26 protein-coding genes are annotated in these 24,786 nt (G+C 63.9%); 25 read left to right on the top strand and 1 reads right to left on the bottom strand.

All coding sequences use genetic code 11. From position 1 onward, the window contains the following. Position 1: 1 nt before the first annotated feature. The 25 genes from sctC to ACM6IM_RS11830 all read left to right on the top strand — a co-directional run bounded on the left by sctC (position 2) and on the right by ACM6IM_RS11830 (position 24,159). The gene (gene sctC / locus ACM6IM_RS11950) at positions 2-1,648 is read left to right on the top strand and encodes a type III secretion system outer membrane ring subunit SctC (RefSeq protein WP_414865228.1); all 1,647 of its coding nucleotides are present in this window, start codon (positions 2-4) and stop codon (positions 1,646-1,648) included. Then, positions 1,645-2,748 (top strand): type III secretion system gatekeeper subunit SctW, encoded by a 1,104-nt coding sequence (gene sctW, locus ACM6IM_RS11945; RefSeq protein ID WP_414865227.1) that lies wholly within the window; start codon positions 1,645-1,647, stop codon positions 2,746-2,748. Before sctC ends, sctW begins: the two co-directional genes overlap by 4 nt. A 5-nt stretch (positions 2,749-2,753) precedes the next feature. Continuing rightward, positions 2,754-4,796: an EscV/YscV/HrcV family type III secretion system export apparatus protein gene (locus ACM6IM_RS11940; protein WP_414865495.1), complete on the top strand. Its 2,043-nt coding sequence runs from the start codon at positions 2,754-2,756 to the stop codon at positions 4,794-4,796. A 13-nt stretch (positions 4,797-4,809) separates the two neighbouring features. Beyond that, positions 4,810-6,135 (top strand): type III secretion system ATPase SctN, encoded by a 1,326-nt coding sequence (gene sctN / locus ACM6IM_RS11935; protein ID WP_414865226.1) that lies wholly within the window; start codon positions 4,810-4,812, stop codon positions 6,133-6,135. Next, on the top strand, positions 6,119-6,574 hold the full coding sequence (locus ACM6IM_RS11930) for a type III secretion protein (RefSeq protein ID WP_414865225.1): 456 nt from the start codon (positions 6,119-6,121) through the stop codon (positions 6,572-6,574). The genes sctN and ACM6IM_RS11930 overlap by 17 nt, the downstream gene beginning before the upstream one ends. Continuing rightward, on the top strand, positions 6,571-7,698 hold the full coding sequence (locus ACM6IM_RS11925; RefSeq protein WP_414865224.1) for a hypothetical protein: 1,128 nt from the start codon (positions 6,571-6,573) through the stop codon (positions 7,696-7,698). The genes ACM6IM_RS11930 and ACM6IM_RS11925 overlap by 4 nt, the downstream gene beginning before the upstream one ends. Then, on the top strand, positions 7,695-8,594 hold the full coding sequence (locus tag ACM6IM_RS11920; protein WP_414865223.1) for a FliM/FliN family flagellar motor switch protein: 900 nt from the start codon (positions 7,695-7,697) through the stop codon (positions 8,592-8,594). Before ACM6IM_RS11925 ends, ACM6IM_RS11920 begins: the two co-directional genes overlap by 4 nt. Continuing rightward, positions 8,591-9,250, top strand: coding sequence for an EscR/YscR/HrcR family type III secretion system export apparatus protein (locus ACM6IM_RS11915; RefSeq protein WP_414865222.1), 660 nt, complete (start codon positions 8,591-8,593; stop codon positions 9,248-9,250). The genes ACM6IM_RS11920 and ACM6IM_RS11915 overlap by 4 nt, the downstream gene beginning before the upstream one ends. An 8-nt stretch (positions 9,251-9,258) precedes the next feature. Beyond that, positions 9,259-9,513 carry an EscS/YscS/HrcS family type III secretion system export apparatus protein gene (locus ACM6IM_RS11910; protein WP_192301900.1) on the top strand — a complete coding sequence of 85 codons (255 nt, stop codon included), beginning with the start codon at positions 9,259-9,261 and terminating at the stop codon, positions 9,511-9,513. Positions 9,514-9,517: 4 nt separating this feature from the next. Further along, on the top strand, positions 9,518-10,324 hold the full coding sequence (gene sctT, locus ACM6IM_RS11905; protein ID WP_414865221.1) for a type III secretion system export apparatus subunit SctT: 807 nt from the start codon (positions 9,518-9,520) through the stop codon (positions 10,322-10,324). Further along, the gene (locus ACM6IM_RS11900; protein WP_414865220.1) at positions 10,299-11,333 is read left to right on the top strand and encodes an EscU/YscU/HrcU family type III secretion system export apparatus switch protein; all 1,035 of its coding nucleotides are present in this window, start codon (positions 10,299-10,301) and stop codon (positions 11,331-11,333) included. Before sctT ends, ACM6IM_RS11900 begins: the two co-directional genes overlap by 26 nt. 198 nt (positions 11,334-11,531) lie before the next feature. Then, on the top strand, positions 11,532-12,014 hold the full coding sequence (gene sicA / locus ACM6IM_RS11895; RefSeq protein WP_414865219.1) for a type III secretion system translocator chaperone SicA: 483 nt from the start codon (positions 11,532-11,534) through the stop codon (positions 12,012-12,014). A 2-nt stretch (positions 12,015-12,016) separates the two neighbouring features. Next, complete coding sequence (gene sctE / locus ACM6IM_RS11890) at positions 12,017-13,765, top strand: type III secretion system translocon subunit SctE (RefSeq protein WP_414865218.1); 1,749 nt, start codon at positions 12,017-12,019, stop codon at positions 13,763-13,765. 24 nt (positions 13,766-13,789) lie between these two features. After that, the gene (locus tag ACM6IM_RS11885; protein ID WP_414865217.1) at positions 13,790-14,848 is read left to right on the top strand and encodes an IpaC/SipC family type III secretion system effector; all 1,059 of its coding nucleotides are present in this window, start codon (positions 13,790-13,792) and stop codon (positions 14,846-14,848) included. A 13-nt stretch (positions 14,849-14,861) separates the two neighbouring features. Further along, the gene (locus ACM6IM_RS11880) at positions 14,862-15,950 is read left to right on the top strand and encodes an IpaD/SipD/SspD family type III secretion system needle tip protein (protein WP_414865216.1); all 1,089 of its coding nucleotides are present in this window, start codon (positions 14,862-14,864) and stop codon (positions 15,948-15,950) included. 177 nt (positions 15,951-16,127) lie between these two features. Further along, positions 16,128-17,417, top strand: coding sequence for a winged helix-turn-helix domain-containing protein (locus ACM6IM_RS11875; protein WP_414865215.1), 1,290 nt, complete (start codon positions 16,128-16,130; stop codon positions 17,415-17,417). A gap of 117 nt (positions 17,418-17,534) precedes the next feature. After that, positions 17,535-18,704, top strand: coding sequence for a PrgH/EprH family type III secretion apparatus protein (locus tag ACM6IM_RS11870; protein ID WP_414865214.1), 1,170 nt, complete (start codon positions 17,535-17,537; stop codon positions 18,702-18,704). Positions 18,705-18,707: 3 nt separating this feature from the next. Next, positions 18,708-18,968, top strand: a complete 261-nt coding sequence (gene sctF / locus ACM6IM_RS11865; protein WP_414865213.1) for a type III secretion system needle filament subunit SctF — start codon at positions 18,708-18,710, stop codon at positions 18,966-18,968. A gap of 58 nt (positions 18,969-19,026) precedes the next feature. Beyond that, positions 19,027-19,335, top strand: coding sequence for a type III secretion system inner rod subunit SctI (gene sctI, locus ACM6IM_RS11860; protein ID WP_201189443.1), 309 nt, complete (start codon positions 19,027-19,029; stop codon positions 19,333-19,335). After that, a complete protein-coding gene (locus ACM6IM_RS11855; RefSeq protein ID WP_414865212.1) occupies positions 19,332-20,051 on the top strand; it encodes an EscJ/YscJ/HrcJ family type III secretion inner membrane ring protein in 720 nt (239 codons plus the stop codon). The genes sctI and ACM6IM_RS11855 overlap by 4 nt, the downstream gene beginning before the upstream one ends. Beyond that, positions 20,038-20,604: a secretion system protein gene (locus ACM6IM_RS11850; protein WP_414865211.1), complete on the top strand. Its 567-nt coding sequence runs from the start codon at positions 20,038-20,040 to the stop codon at positions 20,602-20,604. Before ACM6IM_RS11855 ends, ACM6IM_RS11850 begins: the two co-directional genes overlap by 14 nt. After that, entirely contained in the window at positions 20,576-21,256 is a 681-nt protein-coding gene (locus ACM6IM_RS11845; RefSeq protein WP_414865210.1) for an oxygen-regulated invasion protein OrgB, read from the top strand. Before ACM6IM_RS11850 ends, ACM6IM_RS11845 begins: the two co-directional genes overlap by 29 nt. After that, the gene (locus ACM6IM_RS11840) at positions 21,246-21,668 is read left to right on the top strand and encodes a hypothetical protein (RefSeq protein ID WP_414865209.1); all 423 of its coding nucleotides are present in this window, start codon (positions 21,246-21,248) and stop codon (positions 21,666-21,668) included. Before ACM6IM_RS11845 ends, ACM6IM_RS11840 begins: the two co-directional genes overlap by 11 nt. 48 nt (positions 21,669-21,716) lie before the next feature. Further along, on the top strand, positions 21,717-23,081 hold the full coding sequence (locus ACM6IM_RS11835) for a hypothetical protein (RefSeq protein WP_414865208.1): 1,365 nt from the start codon (positions 21,717-21,719) through the stop codon (positions 23,079-23,081). A 58-nt stretch (positions 23,082-23,139) separates the two neighbouring features. Next, on the top strand, positions 23,140-24,159 hold the full coding sequence (locus ACM6IM_RS11830) for a quinone-dependent dihydroorotate dehydrogenase (protein ID WP_414865207.1): 1,020 nt from the start codon (positions 23,140-23,142) through the stop codon (positions 24,157-24,159). A gap of 189 nt (positions 24,160-24,348) precedes the next feature. Here the strand turns inward: ACM6IM_RS11830 and rmf are convergent, their stop codons facing one another. Then, positions 24,349-24,564: a ribosome modulation factor gene (gene rmf / locus ACM6IM_RS11825; protein ID WP_003223300.1), complete on the bottom strand. Its 216-nt coding sequence runs from the start codon at positions 24,562-24,564 to the stop codon at positions 24,349-24,351. Positions 24,565-24,786 lie beyond the last annotated feature (222 nt).

Below are 24,786 nucleotides of genomic sequence, written 5' to 3'. Positions count from 1 at the left end.
GATGAACCGCCGAATCATCGCGCTGCTGTCCGTCTGCCTGTCGATGGGCTGGCTGCTCGCGCCATGGTGCGCCCAGGCCAGCGAAGACAATTTCGAAGCCCGGGAACAGAGCGTGCGCAGCTTTTTCAGTGCGCTGTCCGGCCCGTTGGGCAAGCCGGTCATCGTCAGCAAGAGCGCGGCGGCCAAGCGCATCTCGGGCACCTTCGACCTGCGCGCGCCGCAACAGGTGTTCGAACGGGTCAGCGCGCAGATGGGCTTGATCTGGTACAGCGACGGCCAGGCGATCTACCTGTACGACGCCGGCGAGTTCAAAAGCTCGATGATGGCGCTGCAGACCCTGACCGTGGCGAACCTGAAGGCGTTCCTCGAACGCTCCGGGTTGTACGATCGGCGCTACCCGTTACGCCACGATGGCCTGCGCACGTTCCATGTGTCCGGGCCGCCGATGTATGTCGATCTGGTGATCCAGGCCGCCGGGATGATGGACAACCAGCGCTCGGAACTGATGCTGGGCAAACAGCAGATCGGCGTGATCCAGGTGCGCAACACCTTTGTCGGCAACCGCCAGTACGATTTACGCGACGACAAGATCACCATCCCGGGCCTGGCGACCGTGATCGAAGATTTGCTGCGCGGCGAGCGCAATGGCGTCGAATCCACCGTCGCCCAGGCCCAGCCTGAACGCCAGGCGGTTGCGCCGGAGTTTCCGCTGCTCGGCCTGGCGACCACGCTGTCGGAACAGGACCCGTCCGCACCGCGCATCCTTGCCCGCGACATGGCGGCCGGCAATATCCGGGTCGTGGCCTACCCCGACACCAACAGCCTGTTGGTCAAGGGCCTGCCAGAGCAGGTGCGCTTTATCGAGAACCTGGTGAGTGCGCTGGACACGCCCAAGCGTCACGTCGAGCTTTCGCTGTGGATCATCGACCTGCACAAGGACGAGCTCAATCAGTTGGGCATCAACTGGCAAGGGGCGTCGAAGGTGGGCGGCAAGTTCGGTGTATCGCTCAACACCGGCTCGACCACCACCCTCAACGGTGCGTCGTTCGTGGCGCGGATCCTGGCCCTGGAACGCACCGACCGGGCGAACGTGGTGTCGCGGCCGATGATCCTGACGCAGGAGAACGTGCCGGCGATTTTCGACAACAATCGCACCTTTTATGCGCCGCTGGTGGGGGAGCGCAGTGTCGATCTGCAACACGTGACCTACGGCACGCTGGTGAACGTGCTGCCGCGTTTCGCCCAGACCGACGAGATCGAAATGTCGCTCACCATCGAGGACGGCAGCCAGATCGACAACCCCGACCGCGGCGAGCAACCGAGTGCATTGCCCACCGTCGGTCGCACCCGGATCAGCACGGTGGCGCGGGTTCCACCGGGCAAGAGCCTGCTGGTGGGTGGCTTCACCCGCGATGATCACAGCGAACAGATCGGCCGGATACCGGTGCTCGGTTCGATCCCATGGATCGGTCGCTTGTTCAGCTATCGGCAGAGCCGCTCGGCCAACACCGTGCGAGTGTTCCTGATTCAGCCCAGGGAAATCCGCGATGCGCTGGAGCCGAATGTCGTCGAGCCGGCTGCGCGTTTGCTCACCCCGCAACAGCACGAGCGGGTGCGACGCAGCTACCTGCGGGGGCCCCAGCCATGATCCTGCCGACGATTTCCAGCGCTGGCCGGGCGGCCCAGGCGCGGCTCAACGCCGAGAAGGCCGCCGAGCAACCGCCGCCCCAGGCGTCGGTCGAGACCGAACTCGACGACGCTGCGGCCACCGCCTGGGTCCAGCGTCTGGTGCAGATCAGCGATGAAATGTCCGCCGCGCTCACCCAGTTTCGAGGCCGACGGCAGTTCGAGTTGAAACCCGACAGCCTGCCGGACAATTTCGAGCGGGTCCTGGACGACGATCCGCTGCCCAAGGTGCAGCAACTGCTCAGGCTGGCGCCACTCGCCGACGCCTCCGTCGCCCGTTTGTTGACGACAGCGCGCAAGCTGTTTGCCGATGACAGCGACCTGACATGGGTGCTGCGTGAGCTGCTGCGCCGCAAGACGCTGGACGGGGTCAGTCGGCAACGGTTGGAGACCCTGTTGCAGGCAGTGGTCGCCCAGGCGCCACCCAAGCGCCTGAAGGCCGGGATCAATGCCGCGCTCAAGGCCCGGTTGTTCGGCGCGAGCCTGGCCGTGCGGGCCGCGTTGCTGCGTGAAACGTATCGGGATTTTCTCGAGTGCGATGACGGGCCGCTCGACAGTTATCAGCACTGGATCGCGCTTTACGGCCCGGCCCGGCGCTTGCAGGTGCTGGCGTTCATCGAGGCGGCGCTGCTCACTGATATCGGCGCCCAGGACCCGAGCTGTTCACGCCTGGAGTTTGGCCGGTTGCTGGCCCGGCTGAGCGAACTCAAGCGCCTGCGTTCAGCCGAGGCGCAGTTCATCGGTGGTCTGCTCGGCGATTCGTTGATCCGCCGGCACAACTCCGAGGAAGCCGACTGGCTGGTGTTCCTGCTGGGCCTGCTGACCTGCCCGGATGAACTCGACCCGTTGCTGTTCGGCGTGCTCGGCGACAGCCTGCGGTTGAGCCCGCACCCTGAGCGCTCGACACTGTTGAACACCGTGCGGCGGTTCAGCCTGCAATTGCCTTTGTCGCTGTTCGCCGAGGCAGACGCGCCGCAACGCCTGGCGCAGCAATTCACCCATCTGGCTGACATCGCCTTCGGCCATGAAGGTCTGCGACGACCTGCTGGCGGTGACGCATGAGCGGCCTGCTCAACGGGTTCCTGCGCAACGTTGGCGCGCGCCCGGAGCTGCTGATCCTGACACTGATGGTGATGATCATCGCCATGCTGATCATTCCCTTGCCGACGGCGCTGGTGGATTTTCTCATCGGCCTGAACATCGTCATTTCGCTGCTGGTGTTCATGGGCTCGTTCTACATCGAACGCATCCTCGCCTTTTCGACGTTTCCGGCGCTGCTGCTGTTGACCACGCTGTTTCGCCTGGCGCTGTCGATCAGTACCAGCCGCCTGATCCTCAGCCAGGCCGACGCCGGCGAGATCATCGCCTCGTTCGGGACGTTCGTGATTGGCGAAAGCCTGGTGGTGGGGTTCGTGATTTTTTCCATCGTCACCATCGTCCAGTTCATCGTGATCACCAAAGGCTCGGAGCGGGTCGCCGAAGTCGCGGCGCGCTTCTCGCTGGATGGCATGCCGGGCAAGCAGATGAGCATCGACGGCGACCTCAAGGCGGGCGCCATCAGCGCCGAAGAGGCCAGGGACAAGCGCAACGTGCTGGAGCGCGAAAGCCAGTTGTACGGTGCCTTCGACGGCGCCATGAAATTCATCAAGGGCGACGCGATCGCCGGCATCGTCATCATCTTCGTCAACTTCATCGGGGGCATGGCCATCGGTGTCGGGCAGTTGGGCATGGACACGTCCACCGCCCTGTCGACCTACACCCTGCTGACCATCGGCGATGGCCTGGTGGCGCAGATTCCGGCCCTGTTGATCGCCATCGGCGCCGGCTTCATCGTCACCCGCGTCAACGGTGACGACAGCAACCTGGGGCGCAACATGCTCGCGCAGACCCTGGGCAACCCGTTCGTCATCGGCGTGACTGCGTTGCTGGCGTTGGGCGTCGGCCTGCTGCCGGGCTTTCCGCTGCTGACCTTCGTGCCCATCGCCGCGTTGTTGGCGCTGGTGGTGTTTTTCCGCCTGCGGCCGGTCGGCGGGCAGGGCGCCCCGCGTGTCGGCGCCAGCGAGCAGGACGCGCTGCACGTCGGGTCGGGGTTGCTTGAGAACATCGACACCCTCGCCACTGAAACCGTCGCCCTGATGCTGCTGGTGCCCACCGCGCAACTGGAGGTGTTGACCCGGGCCCGTTGGGCCGCGCGATTTCGCAGTCAGTTCTTCGTCGATTACGGCTTGCGCATCCCCGAGCCGCAACTGCGTGGCAACGACGGCTTGCCGGCGCACCAGGTGGCGGTGCTGATCAATGAAGTGCGGGCCGAGCAGTTCGACATCCATTTCGACCACTGGCGCCTGCTGGACTACTCGCCGGACCTTGAACCCCTGGGGTTCTCCCTGGTGCGCGGCCAGGACAGCAATCGCCAGGGCGGCGTGTGGGTCGGCGCCGTCGACCGGGCGCAGGTGCAGCAATTGGGCTATCAGCTGCGAGCGGCCGACGAGGAGTGTTATCGCTGCCTGGTGACGTTACTGGCACGCAACATCCAGGAGTTTTTCGGAGTGCAGGAGACCAAGCACCTGCTCGACGAAATGGAGAGTCGCTATCCCGACCTGCTCAAGGAAGTGTATCGCCACGTCACCGTGCAGAAGATCGCCGAAGTGCTGCAACGCCTGGTCGGCGAACGCATCTCCGTGCGCAACCTGAAGCTGGTCCTCGAGTCGCTGGCCTACTGGGCCTCGCGGGAAAAGGACGTGCTGGCGTTGGTCGAACACGTTCGCGGGACGATGGCGCGCTACATCAGCAACAAGTTCGCCCATGGCAATGACCTGCGCGTCCTGCTGCTGTCGCCGGACTTCGAAGAGGTGGTGCGCCGGGGAATCCGGCAGACCTCGGGCGGCAGTTTCATCAACCTGGAGCCGGCGGAAGCGCAAGAGTTGATGGACCGCCTGAGCGTCGGCCTGGACAGCCTGCACATCGCGCACAAGGACATGGTGCTGCTGTGTTCGGTGGATGTGCGGCGCTATATCAAGAAGCTGATCGAAGGGCGGTTCCGCGAGCTGGACGTGATGTCGTTCGGCGAAATATCCGAGACCGTTTCGGTCAACGTCCTCAAGACCCTCTGAGCCCACTCGACCCATGAACGACTTGCTGCCTGATGACACCTGGCGAACACCGAGCCACCCGCGGCTGGAGCGGCGGGCGGCGCACCCGCTGCGCTTGAGCGGCGCCTTGCTCGAAGCGGCGCTGGACGATGTGGTGATCGGTGAAGTCTGCGAGGTGCGCCGCCACTGGCGTTCGCCGCAGGTGGCGGCGCGGGCGCAGGTGATCGGTTTCAAACCCGGTACGGTGTTGCTCAGCCTGCTGGGTGATGGCCGGGGGTTGTCCAGGGCATCGATGATCGTGCCGACGGGCTCGACCTTGCACCTGCGTTGCAGCGAGGCCCTGCTCGGCAGCGTGGTCGACCCCCAGGGGCAAGTGGTGGAGCGACTGGCGCCGTCGGCAGACGTTGCGCCTCAAGACTACCTGGTGGACGCCGACCCACCGGCGTACCACCAGCGGCGGCCGGTGGTACAGGCGATGGACACCGGCATCCGGGTCATCGATGGCTTGCTGACCTGCGGGGTCGGTCAGCGCATCGGCGTGTTCGCGGCGGCCGGGTCGGGCAAGACCACGTTGATCAACATGCTGATCGGCCACAGCGATGCCGACGTGTTTGTCGTCGGCCTGATAGGCGAGCGCGGGCGCGAGGTGACCGAGTTCATCGAACACCTGCGCCAGTCGCCCCGACGCTCGAGCTGCGTGGTGGTGTTTGCCACCTCGGATTTTTCCTCGGTGGATCGCTGCAATTCGGCGCTGCTGGCCACGACCATTGCCGAGTATTTTCGCGACCAGGGCCGGCGCGTGGTGTTGTTGCTGGACTCGTTGACCCGCTACGTCCGCGCGCGCCGCGACCTGGCCCTGGCCGCAGGTGAAGCGCCGGCCCGTCGCGGTTACCCGGCGTCGGTGTTCGACGCACTGCCGCGCCTGTTGGAACGCCCGGGTGTGACCGCCACGGGCAGCATCACCGCCTGGTATACGGTGCTGCTGGAAAGTGACGACGAGCCGGACCCGATCGCCGAAGAGATCCGCTCGATTCTCGACGGTCATGTCTGCCTCAGCCGAACCCTGGCCGCCAAAGGGCACTACCCGGCGATCGACGTCTTGCGCAGCGTCAGCCGCGTCGCCAGCCAAGTCAGCAGCGCCCAGGTGCAGGCGTCGGCGGCTTCGGCCCGGGACACCCTGGCCCGCCTGGAGCAGTTGCAGGTATTCCTCGACCTGGGCGAGTACACCCCGGGCGCGGATGCCGCCAGCGATCAGGCGTTGCAGCGCCGCGAAGCCCTGATGCACTGGCTGCGTCAGCCGACGGCTGAGCGGTGCACGCCTGACGACACCCTGCGGAGCCTCAATGAACTGCTGGCCTGAGCTGCGACGCCTGCTGTCGCTCCAGCAGTCGCGCTGGCAACGTGCCGAGCGGGCGCTGTTGCAGACACAACGAGAGTTGCAGCCGTTGCTGCGCGAACTCAGCGATTTCGCGGAACAGGAGGTCTCACTGCGCAGCCTGCTGGCCAGCCATCAGGCCAGCGACATCACCCTCGATTACGCGCAGTTGCTGGCGCTGTTGCGCCACCAGGCGCTGCTCCGGCGGCAGCTTGACCTGCTGCACCTGGAGCGTGACCACGTGGCCGGGCAGTGCAGACAACTTGAGCAGTCGTTGCTCCGGCAACGCGAACACTTACGTGAGGCGCGGCGCAAACATGACAGCTGCGTTCGTTCGCTGCAGCAACGGCTGCGGGTGCAACGGCTGGAACAGCTTCGCCGTGAAGAACGGGAGACGGAAGAGATGAGTGGAGCGCGGCGATGAAAGACATAACCACCGTTTCACCCGGCCCGGCTCACAGCGTGGTGCCCGATGACGCAGGCATTGCCGATGGGCTGCACGACCGGCGGGTCCCGGTGCAGGTGGAGGAATTACCGCAAGGTGTGCTGGATTTGTTGGCGGCGCTGATCGTGCGAACTCGATCGGCTGGCGAGTCGGGGGGACTGGACGGGCGTCTTCGCGAGCAGGCTCGCTCCCACGGGGGATCGGGTTCCGATGTGGGCGATGCGGGGGGACTGGACGGGCGTATTCGCGAGCAGGCTCGCTCCCACGGGGGATCGGGTTCCGATGTGGGCGATGCGGGGGGACTGGACGGGCGTATTCGCGAGCAGGCTCGCTTCCACGGCGAGTCGCATGCCCATGTGGGCGATGCGGGAGGGCTGGACGGGCGTCTTCGCGAGCAGGCTCGCTCCCACAGGGGATCGGGTTCCGAGGTGGGCGATGCGGGAGGGCTGGACGGGCGTATTCGCGAGCAGGCTCGCTCCCACAGGGGATCGGGTTCCGAGGTGGGCGATGCGGGGGGACTGGACGGGCGTTTTCGCGAGCAGGCTCGCGCCCACGGGGAGTGGCATGCCCATGTGGGAGAGCAGGCTCAATCTCACAGGGCGTCGCATGCCAGCGGGGGAGAGCAGGCTCGATTTCACCGGCAAGCGCAATCCCGGGTGGGAGCGAGCCTGCTCGCGAAGGCGGCCGCACGGGCGCCAGATGATCTTGCGGGCACAGTCGTTGCCGACGCCTCAATGAACCTGTACGGCACGCGCCCCGCGCCGGTCACCCCAGCACTCGCGCTCCCGTTACCCCCGGCACCCGTCCCCCGGCCCACCATCGAGCCGAGGATCGAAACACCACCCGGCCCAGGTCCCGGCCTGTTGCAGGTGCCCTTCAACAAAGGCGCGGCCAGCGGGCAGGTGACGATCAGTCGAGAGCCCGACGAACCCGCTCGACCGTTGCTGCTCAGTCCGAGCAACCCGCTGGTTTTCGAACAGCTCAAGGCACCGTTCGAACAGCTGCGAGAGCCCGGATGGCGGCTGGTCGATCAGCGTGGCGAGCAGCAACGCCAGGGCTCCCGGCAATCGCCGGATGAAGAGCCGCAAGAGTCCAGCACATGAGCGCGTTGACGTTGCGTCGGGTCGAGGCGGTGGCCCACGCCAGGGCGCAGGTGGTGCAACGCTGGCGCCACGCCGGTCACCACGCAGGCCTCGGGCGGCCCACCCGACAACCGGGCTATCTGGGATTTTGCGCCAGTGGCCGCGCGGGCGAATGGCGCGGCCTGATCAACGCCGTTGACTGGCTGCATCACGCATGGCCATCACTGCGCGGGTGGCTGCCTCACGAATGCCCGGCCTCCAGCATCGCCTGTTTGTTCCAGGCCGTGCCCCAACCCTTGTTGCTGCCGGAGGCGGCATTGCCTTACCGCGAGTTGCGCGACATCGAACTGATCGCCCCGTCGGCATTGCCCAGCGAAGACCTGCCGTGGCTCGACACCGCACGGGGCCGGGTGTGGGTGACGCAGGTGCCGACGGTACGCGCCGTCACGCCGGGAGCGGCGCCCTGGCTGCGGGATCTGCCGCTGCGCCTGGAGCTGCTGCTCGGCAGCAGCCAACTGAGCCATGGCAACCGGGCGCGGCTGGGGCCGGGCGACGTTCTGCGCATCACCCATCGAACCGACCACTGCCGGCTGGCCAGTCGATGCATTGGCGTTTTCACGTTTACCCAAGGGGGATTACACATGCAATCAACGCACGACGAAGAACCCATCGCCACACCGGTCGAACTGGCGAGTTTGCCGGTGCGCCTGGAGTTTCTGCTGGCCAGCCATGAGATCGACCTGGGCACGCTGTCGCAGATCATCGAGGGGCAACTCATTCCCTTGCCGAGCGACGCCGCGCGGCAGATCGAGGTGCGCGCCAATGGCAAGCCCGTGGCCCGTGGCGAACTGGTGCAACTGGACGGACAGTTGGGCGTCGAGGTGCTGGAGCTGTATCGCCCGGAACCGCCGCGATGAATGACGTTTCGTTGATCGCGCTGCTGGCGTTCGCCTCGCTGTTGCCGTTCCTGGTGGCCGCCGGCACCTGCTACATCAAGTTTTCCATCGTGTTTGTCATCGTGCGCAACGCCCTGGGCTTGCAACAGGTGCCCTCGAACATGACGCTCAATGCGATTGCCCTGATGCTGGCGATCTTCGTCATGACCCCGGTGATGAAACAGGGTTACGGCTATTACAAGGAAGAGGCGGTGGCCTTCACCGACATCGAGTCGGTGGTGAACTTCGCGGAGAACGGGCTGGGTGGCTACAAGGACTATCTGCGCAAGTACACCGATCCGGAACTGGCCCGGTTCTTCGAGCGTGCGCAGGCGGCGCAGGACGATGACGAGACCGGTGCAGTCGTCGAGGAAGCCCCCGCGCCGTCGTTGTTCGCACTGTTGCCGGCCTATGCGCTGAGTGAAATCAAAAGCGCATTCAAGATCGGTTTTTACCTGTACCTGCCCTTCGTGATCGTCGACCTGGTGATTTCCAGCATCCTGCTGGCGCTGGGCATGATGATGATGAGTCCGGTGATCATCTCGGTGCCGATCAAACTGGTGCTGTTTGTCGCGCTGGATGGCTGGGCGCTGCTGTCGACCGGGCTGGTCAGGCAATACCTGACGCTGCTGGCCTAGGGGCGCCGATGAACGACCTGGTGTATGCCGGCAACAAGACTCTGTACCTGATCCTGCTGATGGTCGCCTGGCCGATCATTGTCGCCACGGTGGTCGGCCTGGTCGTGGGGCTGATCCAGACCGTGACCCAGTTGCAGGAGCAGACGCTGCCGTTCGGTTTCAAGTTGCTGGCGGTGGCGGCGTGCCTGTTTTTGCTCTCGGGCTGGTACGGTGAAACCCTGCTCGATTTCAGTCGTGAAGTCATGCGCCTGGCGTTGGCCTAGCCGAATGACAGCGACCCTGTTTTTCGACCTGTATGCCTGGTTTGCCGTTGCGCTGCTGGGGTTTGCACGCCTGGCGCCGATTTTTTTCATGCTGCCGTTTCTCAACGGCGGCGTGTTGACCGGGGCACCGCGCCAGGCAGTGATCCTGCTGGTGGCGGCGGGGTTCTGGGCCAGTGTCGGCGTGCCGCTGCCGCGTCTCGACAGCCTGGCATTCTTCGGCTGGCTGCTGCGCGAGGCTGGCATTGGCGTGTTGCTCGGCGTCCTGCTGTGCTGGCCGTTCTGGGTCCTGCACGCCATGGGCAACCTGATCGACAACCAGCGTGGGGCCCTGCTCAGCAGCACCGTGGACCCGGCCAACGGCGTCGATACCTCGGAGCTGGCGAACTTCCTGCAACTGTTTGCCGCCGTGGTGTACCTCGAAGGGGGCGGCATGCGGTTGATGCTTGAAACCGTCGGCCACAGCTATCGCCTGTGCGCCCCGGTCGATGCCTGCGAGATCAATGTGCACGCGCTGTTCGGCCTGCTCGATGCCCTGGTGGGCAAGATGCTGGTGATCAGCGCGCCGGTGGTGGCGACGCTGTTGATCAGCGAGGCGCTGCTGGGTCTGTTGTCGCGGTATGCGCCGCAGATGAACGCGTTTTCGGTGTCGCTGACGGTCAAGAGCCTGGTGGCGGTGATGGTGCTGATGCTGTACTTCGGCGCGCACGTGCCCGATGAAGTCCTGCGCATGGGCGCCGGCTCCCGAGGGGTGGCGCACTATTTGTCCGCTGACGGGGAGGCGGGTGATGTCGTCCAGCGCCTCGAAGACTGAAAAACCCACGCCCAAGCGCCTGCGCGATGCCTCGCGCAAGGGGCAGACGTTCAAGGCCAGGGATCTGGTCGTCACCTGCCTGACGCTGTGCGGCATCGCCTACATGGTATTCAACAGCTCGTTGCTGGAGATCATGGAGGTCTATCGACGCATCATCGCCCGGGATTTCGACGCCGACCTGCAACAGTATTCGGCGACGCTGGTGCTCGTGGGGCTCAAGGCGCTGCTGCCGCTGCTGGTGGTGTGCGTCCTGACCAGCGCCGTACCGGCGTTGCTGCAAAGCGGCTTTGCCCTGGCCAGCGAAGCCTTGAAGCTGAATTTCGGCGCGCTGAACCCGATCAATGGCCTGAAAAAACTGTTCAGCCTGCGCACGCTCAAGGACACGGTGAAGGCGCTGCTGTACCTGGGCAGTTTTGCCCTGGCGCTGTGGATGGTCTGGATCACTCAGCGGCATTTGCTGTTTGCCCAACTGTTTGCCCGCGCCCCGGATCTGTTCGCGATCTGGGGCCACTTGCTGCTGGTGCTGGTGTTGGCGTTTCTGCTCTGTGTGCTGTTAATCGTGGTGCTCGATGCGCTGAGCGAATACTGGCTGTTCATGCGCGAGCTGAGGATGGACAAGCATGCGGTCAAGCGCGAACACAAGGAACTGGACGGCGACCCGCACCTCAAGGGGCGTCGCCGCGACCTGCACCTGGAGCTGCTGTCGGAGCAGGTCAGGTCCGATGTGCGCAGCTCGCGGATGATCATCGCCAACCCCACCCATATCGCCATCGGCGTGTATTTCCGCCCGGACATCATCGTGCTGCCTTTCATCTCCCTGATGGAAACCAACCAGCGCGCCCTGGCCGTCCGGGCCTACGCCCGGGAAGTCGGCGTCCCGGTGATCAACGACCCGGCCCTGGCCCGCCGCATTTTCAAGACTCATCAGCGCTACAGCTTCCTGCAGGTGCAGGAAGTCGAGGAAGTCCTGCGCCTGTTGATCTGGCTGGAGCAGGTCGAACAGGCGTGATGGCGGATCGCTGCGGGCGTGAGCCCGCTGGCGACGGTCGTCAACGATGACGCGGGTTGTCTGGCCGTGTTTCGCGAGCAGGCGTGCTCCCACAGGCAATCCGGCGGGCGTTTTGAGCGCAATTTGGCAGCGCCCCTGCCGGTGCTTTGGCTCAATGCACGGGCCGGCGACGCTGGCACTTTTTCAGGAGTGTGGCCGATGAGTGGTGACAACCAACAAGACGAGCAGGTCGCCCTGGGCATCGTCGATGCCGTCCTCGCCGGAGCATCGTTGAAGCAGGTTCAGGGCTTGAGCGACGAGCACATGGATGACCTGTACGCCTTCGCGTTCAAGTTCTATGAGCAGGGGCGCCTGGACGATGCCGAGAAGTTCTTTCATTTCCTGTGCATCTACGATTTTTACAACAGCCATTACTGGATGGGGTTGGCGGCGGTGCATCAACTCAAGTGCAACCACCAGAAAGCCATCGACCTCTATGCCATCGCCTTCGCCCAGGGCCGCAACGACTACCGACCGATGCTGTACACCGGCCAGTGTCAGCTTGCCCTGGGCCGGATCGCCAAGGCCAGGTTGTGTTTCGAGTACGTACTCGACCAGGCGACGCAGGAGGACCTGCGCCACCAGGCCCAGGTGTATCTGGACACATTGGGCCCCCTCGAAAAGGACTGTTCGGAGGACTGAACATGAGTGACATCAGCCGCACAATGAATCCGGCCTCTGTGTTTGGGTCTGGCCGTTCCGACACTTTCACGGGCGATGCAATCGCCGCCCGGGTGGATTATCGCAAGGCGGGCCAGGAGGCGCTGGGCGCCCTGATGTCGGTGAATTACCACGCCGAACCCGGTCAGTCCGCGCCGGCCCCGGGACGACCGCAATTGCACCCGCCCATGGCACGGGACATTGGAAAAGCCGCGCAGGGCGATCTGTTCACGCTGCTGATGGCGATGATCAGCGAACTGATCGGCGAGGTCGACATCAACAAGCTGAAGAGTCGGCTGGCGATGGCCCAAAGCCTGGCTGGCGCCCGGCAGCAGGGCCAGGAAAAACTCGCCACTCAATACACTTTGGCCGTGACGGCGCTGGAAACTGCCGAGGGCGCGGTGGGAAACAGTCTGCAGCAACTGGAGAAACAACGTGAGCGCCTGCAGAGCGTTCAGGGCCAGCGGGATGCCAGCGAAACCCGTCTGGCCAGCCTGGCCGCCGAATCACCGGAGTATGCGAGCGAGTTGGCGCGGCGCGACCGGCTCAAGGGTGAGCTGACGACCGCGACCCAGTCTGTTCAAACGGCCACCGATGCCCACTTGAAGCTGATCGAGACCGCCAATGCCGCCGCGAAAAACCTGCTGCTCCTGACTGGCCAGGTGGTGGAGGCAGGTGTCGCGGGCGCTCCGCTCAAGCAGGCCGATGAAAAGGCGTTGAGCGCCAGTGCGCTGGCGCTGCTGAACCGCTTGAAACTCATCGAGCTGCTGGGCGATTCCGCGCAGAACAAGGAAGCGCTCAATCAGGAGCTGTTGCTGCAACTGCAGGCCAGATTGCAGGAAAAAATGCAGCTTGAATCGCAGCAGTACCTGGAGGAAGTGCGCAAGGCCGAAGCGTTGCAAAAGACCATGGGCTGCGTCGGTAAAGTCGTGGGTGCCCTGGTGTCCATCGCCACCATTGTGGCGGGCGTCCTGACGGTCAACCCGGTATTGATCGCCGTCGGGGTCATCGGCGCCGCCATCATGATTGCGGACGAGGTGACCCGGGAACTCACCGGCGCATCGTTCATGGCCGAGGTGATGAAACCGCTGACCACGGTGATGCAGGAAGCCGTGAAGCTGTTTACCGACCTGTACACCAAGACGTTGATGGCGTTTGGCGTCGACGCCAAGACAGCCGAAGACATCGGGCAAATCGCCGGGATGATTGCGGGCATCGCCGCCACACTGGCCGCCATCGTGCTCACGGTCATGGTCGGGATCAAGGTGATCGGGCCGCTGCTCAGTGCCGTTGCTTCGAAAATCGGCTCGGTGGTGGCCCAGGCCGCACCGGCGGCAGTGCAGGCCGCGCGGCAGTTGGCGTCGTCGATGGGCAACACGCTGACCCAGATGCTCAGTCAACTACGCCATTTCGTCAGCCGGGGCGCGGACCCCGTGGCACTGGCCCGCTACGTCGCCAGGGTCGAGGTGGCCCAGGCGGTCACCGAATTCGGCGGCGTCGGCGCGCAGGGCGTGATGGGTACACAGAGTGGCGTGCATCAGGCCCAGGCCGCCAGGCACCTGGCCGATGTCCGGGTGCACATGGCGGTCAACGACGAGCTCACCCGTTACCTGACACGCATCGTCGAGGACTACGGCAAGGCGATGCAGGATCGTGGCCGGCAGATCGAACAGGTCTTTGCCGACCTGCAACGCAGCCATGCCGTCAGCGTGCAAATGGCCCGGCAGGTTTGAATTCACCGATAGAAGGAGTTGCTCATGAGTACAAATGCAGTGCCTGCGTTGGGTGTCGTCATGCCGTCGCGAAGCACGGCAGGCGCCGAAAAGGTCTGGCTGTCGCCCGGCGACTCGTCCTTGAAGGGTGTGGTGGGGCAGGGCCAGGTGCTGGCCAACCCGCCCGTTCCTGGCGTTTCGGCAGCGGAGCTTGAACGTGGCATCGACGGCTATCAACCCACCGGGTCCGATCAGCAGGACTTGCTCGCGGCCACGCTGACGGTGGGTGAGGAGGTGCGCAACAATCTGCTGTTCGATCCCGGTGCCTGGGAAAAACACGCGAACGTGCTGGTCGCCGCGATCATCGCGTTAAATGTCGCGCGGGTCGCCAACGCCCAACTGCGCGGGCATTTCAGCGTGATGGCCGCCGATGCCGCCAAGGCCCAGGGCGCGGCCATCGTCGAGTCGGGCAAGGCGGCGATGTTCAGCGCCATCACCGCCGCCGTGGTCTCCGGTACCATCGCCGGATTTGCGCTGCTCAAGACGTTCCAGGGGCAAGGGCTCAAGCAAGCCGATATCGACCTGCACCAGCGCAATGCCCTCGACGCCGGCATCGTCGAGCGTGACTTGCAGCAGGCGCGTGTTCGCGATGACTGGAATCCGGACACTGCCTACAAAATCACGGTATTCGATGATTTTGCCCGAATGCAAACCGTCGATTTCAAACCCCAGGGTTCGACGCTGAACGCCCGGGAACAAGCCTGGTTCGACAGTGAAATCATCAAGGCGCAGAACGTCGGCCGCACCTCCGACTGGCTGAGCCAGACGAGCGGCAAGGGCATCGAGAAGCGACTGGAGATCGGCCGCGTACTCAACGCGATGTCGATGAGCCTGAGCCAGGTGGTGACCAGCATGGTGCGCATCGGCGAACACGCCGCGCGGGAAAAGGAGGTCCTGCAGCAAAGCGCGCACAACACGCAGAAAAGCCTGGGCGATGAAGTCGGGCAAAAGGACTCGTCGGATGCGGCACTGTTGCAAAAACTCATGGAGATCGTGATGCAGCTGTTCCAGTCACGGATTGAAGTCATCGGAAAAGCGACTTGATCGGGAGCCCTCCATGAGAATTGCCGATTTCACAGCGCCACCGACTCACCAGGCCGTCGACGCCCGTCGGGCCGACGCCAGGCCTCTGCCCGATGAATTGCCGCGCACGCCTCAGGTTGTCCAGCCACTCGTGCAGTTGCTGGACCGCTCGAACAAGGGGATCCAACGCCAGCTCGACAACCTGCTCAAGGTCCAGCCGCCAGCGCAGAAACTGGCTGAGCAGTTGCTGGCGGGCAGCGGCGCGGACGCGACCATGGCCGAGTTTGGCGAGCAGCTCCAGGGCAAGCGCACTCGCGCGCAGATGTGGGCGCAGCAAGTGCGTCAGTCCGGCGCGGTGATGTCGCATATTCAGCAATCCCTGCGTCCGGAGCAGCAACAACGCCTGAGCGCCGCTCAGCAGGGCGTGCTGTCGCAGGTGCAACACAATCCCTCACCTCCCGACGGCATCGCCGGCGAGCTCACGCAGCACCGCAACGGCTCCAGCGACTTCTTTGACAAGCTGCAGGAACTGATCGGCCTGATCAAGAACACCTACCTGGCGGGTTATCAACACATCATCGATGTCTTCACCGGGTTCTTCGACGCGTTCAACAAGGACATCACCGCCAAACTGGAGGGTTGGATCAAGGGGGTGAAGGACGGCAAGGAAGTCAGGTTGAACGTCGCTGAGCTGCGGTCCGCGCTGCTGGCATTGGTGAGCCGGTACTCACCCCCTCGCGCTGCCGCTGTCCTGTTCCCGGCTCCGGGCATGGGCGGTGCCACCCGGGAAGAAGCCGGGAAGTGGCTGAAGGCGCTCGGGTTGCCTGACGACTGCCTGAGGAAAAACGCCAACGGTGGCTACAGCGTCGTGATGGACCTCAGCCCGTTGACCATCATGATCGGCCAACTGCCGCCCAATGGCGCCAGTGTCGACTGGGATACCGCCAGGTTCCAGTCCTGGCAAACCGGCTTCACCGCCCAGGAAGACTGTCTGAAGAACCGGCTGCAATCGTTCACGCAGAAGTATTCCAATGCCAACGCCTATCACGACAACTTCAACAAGATCCTGTCTTCGCACTTGAGTCAGTACACGGACATGCTCAAGGCGATGCTGAATTTCTGAGCGGACGCAGCAGTTTTTGTCCTACGGCAAAAATCGCATTTTCATCGCTCAGAAGTGAGATCGCCCTGCGGAATCCTCTCACCCAACTTCCTATAGTCACGCAGCTTGTCATCTTGAGCCCGTCCCGCGACGGGCTCAATTGCGTTTCAGTACCTTCCTATAGAGAAGTTTCAAAGTATGGACAGTGCAACTGATAAAGCGCCGGTGCAGTCGTTCGTTTTTGACCACTGGCTACTGCAAAGCGATGGAACGCTGATGCGAGATGGACACGGAGTCCACGTCCCCCCCAAGGAATTGAGTGTGTTGCGCCTGCTGCTGGCATCGGCGGGCAAGGTGATCACCAAGGATCATCTGCTGGACTGTGTATGGCCCGCGACCGATGCGGGCGAAGAGTCGTTGACCCGCTGCATCTACGCCCTGCGCAAGCTGCTCAAGGACAACAAGGACTTTATCGCGACGGTGTACGGTCAGGGTTACCGATTCACCTGCCCGGTGGTGGCGCTGGGTCTCAACGAGCAGGCAGCCGTGAGGGTCTCGTCGCTGGCCATCCTGCCGTTTCGCGGGGTGAGCGAGTCGCAGGCACTGGATTGGCAGGACGCCATGATCCGCCAGTTGACCACGGCATTCGGCGAGGCGCTGCATGTCGTGCCTTCAGGGTTGATGGCCGCCTACGCCCCACCCATCGACGCGCGCTGCCTGGTCGAAGGCCTGATGCCGGACTTTTACCTGACCGGACGCCATGTCCCGCAGGCTGTCGAGCAGCAATGGTCGGTCGAGTTGATAAGGGGTATCGATCATGCGCTGTTGCATGCCCAGGTGGTGCGCGGCGAAGACCTGGGGGAGGCGCTCGGTGAGCTGACTTGCCTGGTTGCGCAACGCTTGCCGGGTTTGCGCCCGTGCGCCACGACTTGTTCGTCCTACCCGGCCCTGGTGGCTTACCTCAATGGTTTGTGCAGCGTCCAGCGTCATACGGCGCAGAGCCTGCGCGATGCCCTGGTGCAATTTCGCCATGGCCTGCAACTGGACGAGCGCTATGCCCCGGCCTGGTGTGGCCTGGTGGATGTCTGGCTGGGGCAGGCGATGCTCGGGCTGTGCGACTTGCAGGATGCCATCGATCTGGCGCATTCGGCGGTCGCCAGGGCCTTGTCCCTGGACCCCGGCAGCCCGCCGGCCATCGCGCGCCTTGCCTTGCTGACCAGCCTGCGCGGTTGCGAGGAAGCGGCGCAGGTATTGTTTCGACGCTGCATGCTCAACGCCGACCTGGCGGAGGTGCATTTCTTTCATGCGTGGCATTACTGGTTCTGGCAACGCCACGGGCAGGCCGCCCAGAGCATCGACAGGTGCCTGCGCCATGATCCGAACTGCGTACGGGCGAAGATGCTGCGAGTACGTATCGTCCAGTCGAGTGACCGGGAACAGGCCATGAACATGGAGCCGGTCGGGCATCCGGCGGTGCTGCTGGGTTAGTTGCGGTTCGCCAGCGCGATTCTGATGATGCCCGTGGATGACCACGATAATTCGATCAGGAACCTCGCGGGCGGGGCTTTTAGGATGAGCGCTCATTCACTGGCCGGAGCCTGAACGGTGACGGATATTTCAGCCCTCTCTCCACGGCCCTGCATCCTGCGGATACTCAACGGTCCGCTGCAGGGCTGCGAGTTCCCGCTCGCCGAGTCGCGAACCTTGTTCGTCGTCGCGCCGCTCGAGTTGTTGGACGCTCACGTCGTGAGTGTGCCTGAGGACGCGATCTTCATTCCTCTGGAGCAGGGTGGTTGCAACTTTGAAGTGTTGCCGAGGGACAGCGACCAGAAGGGCGTGACCCTGCACCTGCTCGACGAGCCCACGCAAACCCGGCATTGCCCCTTCCTGCAGCCCGTGCAGATCGGCGGCCTGTCGGTCGTTGTGCGGGAAGCCGGGCAGGCCTGGGTGCACGCGCTGCCGGGCAGTCAAACGTTGCAGCCGACGCTATCGACCGCTGGACGCTGGCCGTTGCCTGTCGCCGCGAAGTGGGCGGGCGGTGGGCTGTTACTGGCCTTGCTGGTGGCCTCGACAGGCCTCTGGCCGCTGCCCGATCCGGCCCCGCAAACCCATGTGCGCAGTTTGATCGGCGGCGCCAGCGGCGATATCGAGGTCGTGCTCGGGCGAGACCGCAAGGTGTACGTCTTTGTGGCGTCCGAACGGGATGCCGGCTGGAGTCGGCAAGTGCTGACGCGCAACGCCACCGTGGCCAACGTGCTGGTGATCGACCAGGAACGCCGTCGCCTGGAAAACCTGCTGATCGAGCACGATCCGCAATTGGCCTGGCATGCCCTCGATTTAAAGGACCCCACCCAGCCACGGCTGCTGCTCAGCGCACAGCGCAATGCGCTGACGCCGCAGCGCCAGGCACGATTGCTCGACATGTTGCTCGAGGCCGCTCCCTATGCCCGGGATGTGGCCGTGCAGCTACAGGACGACAACCTGTTGGCCGACCTCGCCGAACAAGGCTTGCGTCGCCTGGCACTGGCGTTCGACCGGGTCGGGTACGCCGGCAGCGTGACCTTTGCCCTCGGCGGGGACCTGCGCGATGCCGAGCTGGCGGCGGCCCGCCAATACGTCGGCGAGTTTCATCGGCAGTGGGGCGATCGCTACGTGCACTTCGCTGTCGAGCTCAAGGATGACCTGCTCAAGGGCAAGTCATTTCAAACCGGCCCTCAGGGCTACATCAAGACGACGTCGTCGTCCTGGCATTTCCCCAAGCAAATCTGGAGGTGACACATGTCTGAAGGCATTAGCGCGGCAAAATTTCACAATGATTTTCTCGGCCAGCAGGCGTCAACGTTCGAAAGCGGAGCGAGTGCGCTCAACACCGCATTGAAAAACGCACTGACGGCCCTCAAGGGGGATGCCTCCAACCCGGAAAAGTTGGCCGCCTACCAGGCGGCGTTCTCGTCCTACACCGTGTTCCGCAATGCCCAGACCAGTACGGTCAAGGGCTTCAAGGACATCGACATGGCGATCATCCAGGCGGCTCGCTGACTCATTCAACCGGACGGGCCATCGCTGCCTGGCGATGGTTCTTTCCAAGGGGCACGGCATGACTATCCAGAGTATTTCCCCTTCACTCGTCGGGGCGGCGACCTTCACTGACTTGCGCAGTGCGCAGCAAGGCCCGGTGGTGTCCCTTGAGCGCCGGCTGATCGAGGCGTTCGCCGGTTCGGCGGTCGACAGCGCACAGGACGTGGCGGCGATCGAGCGAATGACGCAACGGCCTGATCTCACCAACCCCGAGGTGCTGGCGCAACTGCAGGAGCGGATGGGGCAGTACAACGTCGATATCAATTTGCTCAATGTGTTGGTTCGCAAGAGCGTGAGCGCCGCTGAAACCTTGTTGCGCGCCTCATGAAAGCGGCTGTGTTGCCGGTGGTGTTGTGTTTGGCGCTGGTGGGTTGTCGCCAGCCCAACCTGCTGGAAGGGCTGGACCAGCAGCAGGCCAACGAAGTGCTGGCGGTGCTGCAGCGCAACAATATCGCGGCGACGAAGGTCGACGCAGGCAAGGCCGGGTATGCGGTGAAGATCGACCCGGTGGATTTTGCTGCCGCGGTGGATTTGCTCAACCTCTATTCGTTGCCTTCCAGACCACGGCTGCACGTCGCCGAGATGTTTCCCGCCGATGCATTGGTCGCTTCTCCCAGGGCAGAGAAAGCCCGGTTGTATTCGGCGCTGGAGCAGCGTCTGGAACAATCCATCGGCATGCTCGAGGGCGTGGTCTCGGCGCGGGTACACGTCAGCTATGACCTGGACGCCGGTGAAGGCGGGCGCAAGGCCGCGCCCATTCACTTGGCGGCCGTGGCCCTGCACGAGCGAGGTGTCGAGCCGCAGTTGCTGATCGGTGACATCAAGCGATTTCTCAAAAACACCTTTGCCGACGTCGACTACGACAACATTTCAATTGTCCTGTCGGTGCGTTCTCCCACTCAGCACGTCACGCCATCCGCGATGGCGAGGCCGGGTGATTCGCCCTGGGCCTGGCTGCTGGTGCCAATGCTCGCGCTGTTGGCCGGCGGCGCCGCGTTCGGCTACCGACTGTTGAAAGGAGGACGACGCGATGGCGTGCGCTGAGCGTCTGCGGTGGATCCTCACTGAACCGCTGGATTACCTGCACCCGCAGCGCCTGGATTTGCCGGTCGGGTTCGACAGCCCCGAGGCACGGCGTGCACTCAACCGGATCCTGCTCGACGGGCTGGGGCCGCCGGGCCCATGGCTGCCGATGCCACTGACGGCCGTGGCCCGGCAGTGGGTTGGGCAATGGCAACAACTGCCGCACATCGCGAGGCTGATGGGGGCCTGGCGACTGTTTCCACGGTTGGCGCAAGGCGGGGCCTTGCAGCGATTGCCCAGGTCTTTGCGCCTGTTTGCCGGTTGCCGGCCGGGTGGCCGCACCAGCCCGCCGCTGGAACCGGCAGGGGAGCTGATGCAGCAGGTGCAAGCCGTGGGTTTGAACGCATTGTCGGGTTTGTCCGGGCTCGTGCCTGCACCGCTGTGCGAACGGCTGCCCCTGCAATTCTCTCCCGACGTTGTCGACCGACATGCACAGTGGCCTGTCGCAGCGGCCGATCCCACGCTTTTCTTTCTGGCGGTGCAGCATGCTCGACTCCATCCGAACCCTGAATGACGTACCGGCCTCGAGCGATGCCCGGGTGGCAGGCGAAGACCTTCGCGCCGCGCGCCAGCGAGGCACCCTGCAGCAACAGGCCAGACATTGGGCGCGGGATTGTGTCGGGCAGGCCCGATCCGAAGCCGCCGCGATTCGCGCACAGGCGTATCAGGAGGGCTACGCCAGCGGCATGCTCCGGGCTGTGGAGGACCTGGCCGGCGGCTTGCTCGAATCGCAGGCGCTCGGCATGCAGTTGCGCCACGACCTGACGCAGGCCGCCCGGCAGCTATTGGGTGAGGCACTGACGCGGGTCGAGTGGCTGGACGAAATGCTCGGGCGTTGGCTGGCGGAGCAGGCCGATGTCGGCGCGCCGTTGCAGGTCTTGCTGCCGATGCGTTGTCAATCCCGGCACCCGGCCTTGCGCCAGCGACTGCAGGGCTTCTGGCCGGGTGCGCTGGTCATCGACTATCAGCCCGAGGAGCGCTACGTGTTTCGTTTGGCCGACCAATTGCTCGAATTCGATATCGGTACGACCTGTGAGCGGTTGCAGCCACTGCTGTTGGCGCAGTTGGCGAATCTGCCCGAATCGGCTCGACAGCTGGATGACGCCTCGATCAGACGGTTGCGGGCGCTGTGTGCGGAATTCGAGCAGGTGCGCCATGAAGATTGAAACCGTGACGACTGTGCAGCGCGCTGAGCCGGTATCCAGGGTCGAGTCCCTTGAGTCGCGATTGTTGAAGGCGACGGGCAAATCGTCCGGGGTCGATCCGGGCATCGAAGCGCTTCATCAAAGGCTGTCGGCGCTGGAGGGCAAGGGTTGGAAGACGCACTACGAATTCCTCAAGACGCTGCCTGGCGCGGACGCAGGAACTGCGATGTATCCCACCTCGCAAGCCCTGAGCAACGTGGCGCTGCGGCTCATGAGTCATTTGAAAGACGAGGGCTTGGACAAAACGCTGCTCTACCAGGAAATCAAAGGCGTCAATGGCATGGCCTTCGCCATGAAGGTGTTTGTCATGAGTTACACCCGCGAGGTGTTCCAGGTGACGGACGACGACGCCTGGGAAAAGAGTGAGTGGTGAGGCCACGCCCGACAACCACTCTACGAACAAGCAGTGAGGAGAATGAACTTGATCAATGGACTACCCGTGTACAACCGCGCCGTCACCACGGTTGCGCAAACGCCCGCCACCGCGCGGTTATCGACTGAGCCCTCGGAGCTTGCCGTATCGCCTGACTTTCGCGTGCTCGACATGGGCACACCCCGGCAAATCGGCACTGGCATCGCGCTGATGAACCGCGAGGTGAGCCTGCAGCTCGAGGCCTGTCGCGCAGCGTTGGGCGCCAGTGATCTGGAGGGGGTCGCCCAGGTCGATGCCTTCATTGCCGAGGGACGCCTGCCGGCGGTGCCGGTCGATCCGTCGCTGTTCGCGCGCGTCAGGGAGTTGAATGCCGCCGACAGCGAACAGTCCCGTGACAGCCGGGTCAGCACGCTGCTGGAGGCGGGCAGGGCGTGGCTGGAGTCGACCAGAGGCCCCGGGTTGAACCTGCTGCATATCGCGGGACGCACCGGGTTGGTCGTGGCGCTCGCGACCGCCGTGCGCCAGGCCGTGAGCTATCACGTCGAGCTAGCCTTGCGCGAGGGCGACTCGACGCCGGCCGGGCGTGCATGGGTGGCGCTGGCGTTGACCCTCGTCGACCTGGGTTTGCTGATCGGCGGTGCCATTCGAAATGAGGTGAACGGCACCGCCAATGTACCGTCGCGCCTGGGGCGTGTGAGCATGGCGGCCGTCCTGCTGGGGTCGTTGATTGCCGGGCACCTCACGGGCGCCTCGCAGCGGGTGCTCCCGGCGATGATCGGCGGATCGATCTACACGCTGGCCCGAAGCTTGCCCAATCTGTTCCTGTCCTTGCAGAGCAACGCCGGGGCGCCCAACGCGGCCAACACCGGAGCCACGACGGTGGTCAACGGCGTGGCGCAGTTCCTGCTGGCTGAATTGGGGCAAGTACTGCCATTGAGCGGTGCGGCCCGTGCGGCGCAAGGATTGGGTTACAGCGTTGGCGCGGACCTGGTGGAAGGCATGTTGAATGGCGCCGGCATGGTGCTGGATGACATGATTTCCATCTTTTGCAGGAGTTGCCAGTTGTTGTCCCCGGACCCGGGGCGCGATTCGGTGTTCTCCGATCCGCAGGCCGTGCAGCACGAAGTGTTGCAAGTGCGAGCGGGGCTTCAGCGACCGACACGCAGCGAACTGGCCGATACGACGTTTGACTTCGGTACATTCAGCCTCTCGGCGGGGCATTCGTTCGCGCTGGTCCTCGGAGCGGTCGCCATCCTGCTCGACAGTGCAGAGGTCGGCGAAGGCTATCAGGCCCACATCATCGCCGGGTGTGTCGCCCTGATGGGGATGATCTTCTACTTTCCCTTTGTCTTTGGCTGTGCCAAGCGCACCGATAACGTCTACGTCCTGCCGCGGGAGACTGTGGTTCCTTGAGTCAGGCAGCCCGGCTATAATCGCCGACACTTTCATCGCCCAGAGTCCGAATCAGCCCATGTACACCCTGGCCCGTCAGCTGCTGTTCAAACTTTCCCCGGAAACCTCCCACGATCTGTCCCTCGACCTGATCGGCGCGGGTGGACGTTTGGGCCTCAACAGCTTGCTGTGCAAGGCGCCGGCAAGCACGCCGGTAAGCGTCATGGGCCTGGATTTCCCGAATCCGGTCGGCCTGGCGGCCGGCCTGGACAAGAATGGCGCGGCCATCGACGGTTTTTCCCAATTGGGTTTCGGCTTCGTCGAAATCGGCACCGTCACGCCGCGTCCGCAGCCGGGCAACCCGAAACCGCGGATCTTCCGCCTCCCGGAAGCCGAGGCGATCATCAATCGCATGGGGTTCAACAACCTCGGCGTCGATCACCTGCTGTCCCGCGTGGCAGCGGCCAAATACAAAGGCGTGCTCGGCATCAACATCGGCAAGAACTTCGACACCCCGGTGGAGCGCGCCGTCGACGACTACCTGATTTGCCTGGACAAGGTCTACGCCCATGCCAGCTATGTGACGGTCAACGTCAGCTCGCCGAACACCCCGGGCCTGCGCAGCCTGCAGTTCGGTGATTCGCTCAAGCAACTGCTCAGCGACCTGGCCACGCGGCGGGCGGAACTGGCGCTGCGTCACGGCAAGCACGTGCCCCTGGCGATCAAGATCGCCCCGGACATGTCGGACGAGGAAACCGCTCAAGTCGCCCAGGCCCTGATCGACACCGGGATGGACGCGGTGATCGCCACCAACACCACCCTGAGCCGCGTCGGCGTCGAAGGCATGGAACACGGCGATGAGGCGGGCGGTTTGTCCGGCGCGCCGGTCCGCGACAAGAGCACCCACACCGTCAAGGTGCTGGCGGCGGAACTGGCCGGTCGTTTGCCGATCATCGCGGTGGGCGGCATTACCGAAGGCAGGCACGCGGCCGAGAAAATCGCCGCCGGGGCAAGCCTGGTGCAGCTCTATTCCGGTTTCATCTACAAGGGGCCGGCGTTGATTCGCGAGTCCGTCGACGCGATCGCAGCCCTGCGCTGATCACGGGGAGCGGGCCTGCGCCCACAGGCCCACACTGACTCTGTGGGAGCGAGCCTGCTCGCGATGAACATTCAGGCATAAAAAAGGGCTCCTCGAAGGAGCCCCTGGGCCGAAGCCCGCCGCCCGGATGGGGCGTGCGTGGTAAGTCGGTACGTAATCAGATTGTCGTGTCGGAGTGTGTGCCTTGTGTTAGCCGACGGCGTGAAGTTCGTTGAGTCTGTGGATTCCCGCAGTGCCGGTCATACCGTCCCAGTTGTCGCCGCGTCCTTCTCGCCAGCCGTTGATCCAGGCTTGGCGTACCGACGGTAGAGTAAATGGGCAAAGCTCACGGGATTTGCCACCAACGCCATATTGATATCCGCGCAAAAATGCTCTTTCCAACGGATCACGCTTAAGTCTTCTCATAGGGTGTTGCCCTCACTTGTTGACTGTTTTTATCGCGTTGACCTCGATCGAGGTCTGGCAGAAAGTCTGCCGTTGGGGCTCGCTGCCGGCGTGGCGAGCCAAGGTGTTGACGTCACTCGCGGCGTCAACCTGTGTTGAGTTCTAACCAATGCGTCACATCGAGGGAATGATCGTTTTGTCATAAGGACGTAACCAGAAAGATGCTATGGCCATAAGTAACTC

This window comes from Pseudomonas sp. IT-P12 (assembly GCF_949767465.1).
Taxonomy (GTDB): domain Bacteria; phylum Pseudomonadota; class Gammaproteobacteria; order Pseudomonadales; family Pseudomonadaceae; genus Aquipseudomonas.
This window is presented reverse-complemented; position numbering and strand designations above follow the sequence as displayed.

Bases quoted from the DNA above. Each gene is read 5' to 3' on its own strand.
- ACM6IM_RS11885 (WP_414865217.1), top strand. From the start codon at position 13,790: ATGAGTACAAATGCAGTGCCTGCGTTGGGTGTCGTCATGCCGTCGCGA.
- ACM6IM_RS11925 (WP_414865224.1), top strand. From the start codon at position 6,571: ATGAAAGACATAACCACCGTTTCACCCGGCCCGGCTCACAGCGTGGTG.
- sctW (WP_414865227.1), top strand. From the start codon at position 1,645: ATGATCCTGCCGACGATTTCCAGCGCTGGCCGGGCGGCCCAGGCGCGG.
- sctI (WP_201189443.1), top strand. From the start codon at position 19,027: ATGACTATCCAGAGTATTTCCCCTTCACTCGTCGGGGCGGCGACCTTC.
- ACM6IM_RS11920 (WP_414865223.1), top strand. From the start codon at position 7,695: ATGAGCGCGTTGACGTTGCGTCGGGTCGAGGCGGTGGCCCACGCCAGG.
- sctN (WP_414865226.1), top strand. From the start codon at position 4,810: ATGAACGACTTGCTGCCTGATGACACCTGGCGAACACCGAGCCACCCG.
- sicA (WP_414865219.1), top strand. From the start codon at position 11,532: ATGAGTGGTGACAACCAACAAGACGAGCAGGTCGCCCTGGGCATCGTC.
- sctT (WP_414865221.1), top strand. From the start codon at position 9,518: ATGACAGCGACCCTGTTTTTCGACCTGTATGCCTGGTTTGCCGTTGCG.
- ACM6IM_RS11855 (WP_414865212.1), top strand. From the start codon at position 19,332: ATGAAAGCGGCTGTGTTGCCGGTGGTGTTGTGTTTGGCGCTGGTGGGT.
- ACM6IM_RS11900 (WP_414865220.1), top strand. From the start codon at position 10,299: ATGTCGTCCAGCGCCTCGAAGACTGAAAAACCCACGCCCAAGCGCCTG.
- sctF (WP_414865213.1), top strand. From the start codon at position 18,708: ATGTCTGAAGGCATTAGCGCGGCAAAATTTCACAATGATTTTCTCGGC.
- ACM6IM_RS11840 (WP_414865209.1), top strand. From the start codon at position 21,246: ATGAAGATTGAAACCGTGACGACTGTGCAGCGCGCTGAGCCGGTATCC.
- ACM6IM_RS11875 (WP_414865215.1), top strand. From the start codon at position 16,128: ATGGACAGTGCAACTGATAAAGCGCCGGTGCAGTCGTTCGTTTTTGAC.
- ACM6IM_RS11850 (WP_414865211.1), top strand. From the start codon at position 20,038: ATGGCGTGCGCTGAGCGTCTGCGGTGGATCCTCACTGAACCGCTGGAT.
- sctE (WP_414865218.1), top strand. From the start codon at position 12,017: ATGAGTGACATCAGCCGCACAATGAATCCGGCCTCTGTGTTTGGGTCT.
- ACM6IM_RS11845 (WP_414865210.1), top strand. From the start codon at position 20,576: ATGCTCGACTCCATCCGAACCCTGAATGACGTACCGGCCTCGAGCGAT.
- ACM6IM_RS11830 (WP_414865207.1), top strand. From the start codon at position 23,140: ATGTACACCCTGGCCCGTCAGCTGCTGTTCAAACTTTCCCCGGAAACC.
- ACM6IM_RS11880 (WP_414865216.1), top strand. From the start codon at position 14,862: ATGAGAATTGCCGATTTCACAGCGCCACCGACTCACCAGGCCGTCGAC.
- ACM6IM_RS11915 (WP_414865222.1), top strand. From the start codon at position 8,591: ATGAATGACGTTTCGTTGATCGCGCTGCTGGCGTTCGCCTCGCTGTTG.
- sctC (WP_414865228.1), top strand. From the start codon at position 2: ATGAACCGCCGAATCATCGCGCTGCTGTCCGTCTGCCTGTCGATGGGC.
- ACM6IM_RS11910 (WP_192301900.1), top strand. From the start codon at position 9,259: ATGAACGACCTGGTGTATGCCGGCAACAAGACTCTGTACCTGATCCTG.
- ACM6IM_RS11930 (WP_414865225.1), top strand. From the start codon at position 6,119: ATGAACTGCTGGCCTGAGCTGCGACGCCTGCTGTCGCTCCAGCAGTCG.
- rmf (WP_003223300.1), bottom strand. From the start codon at position 24,564: ATGAGAAGACTTAAGCGTGATCCGTTGGAAAGAGCATTTTTGCGCGGA.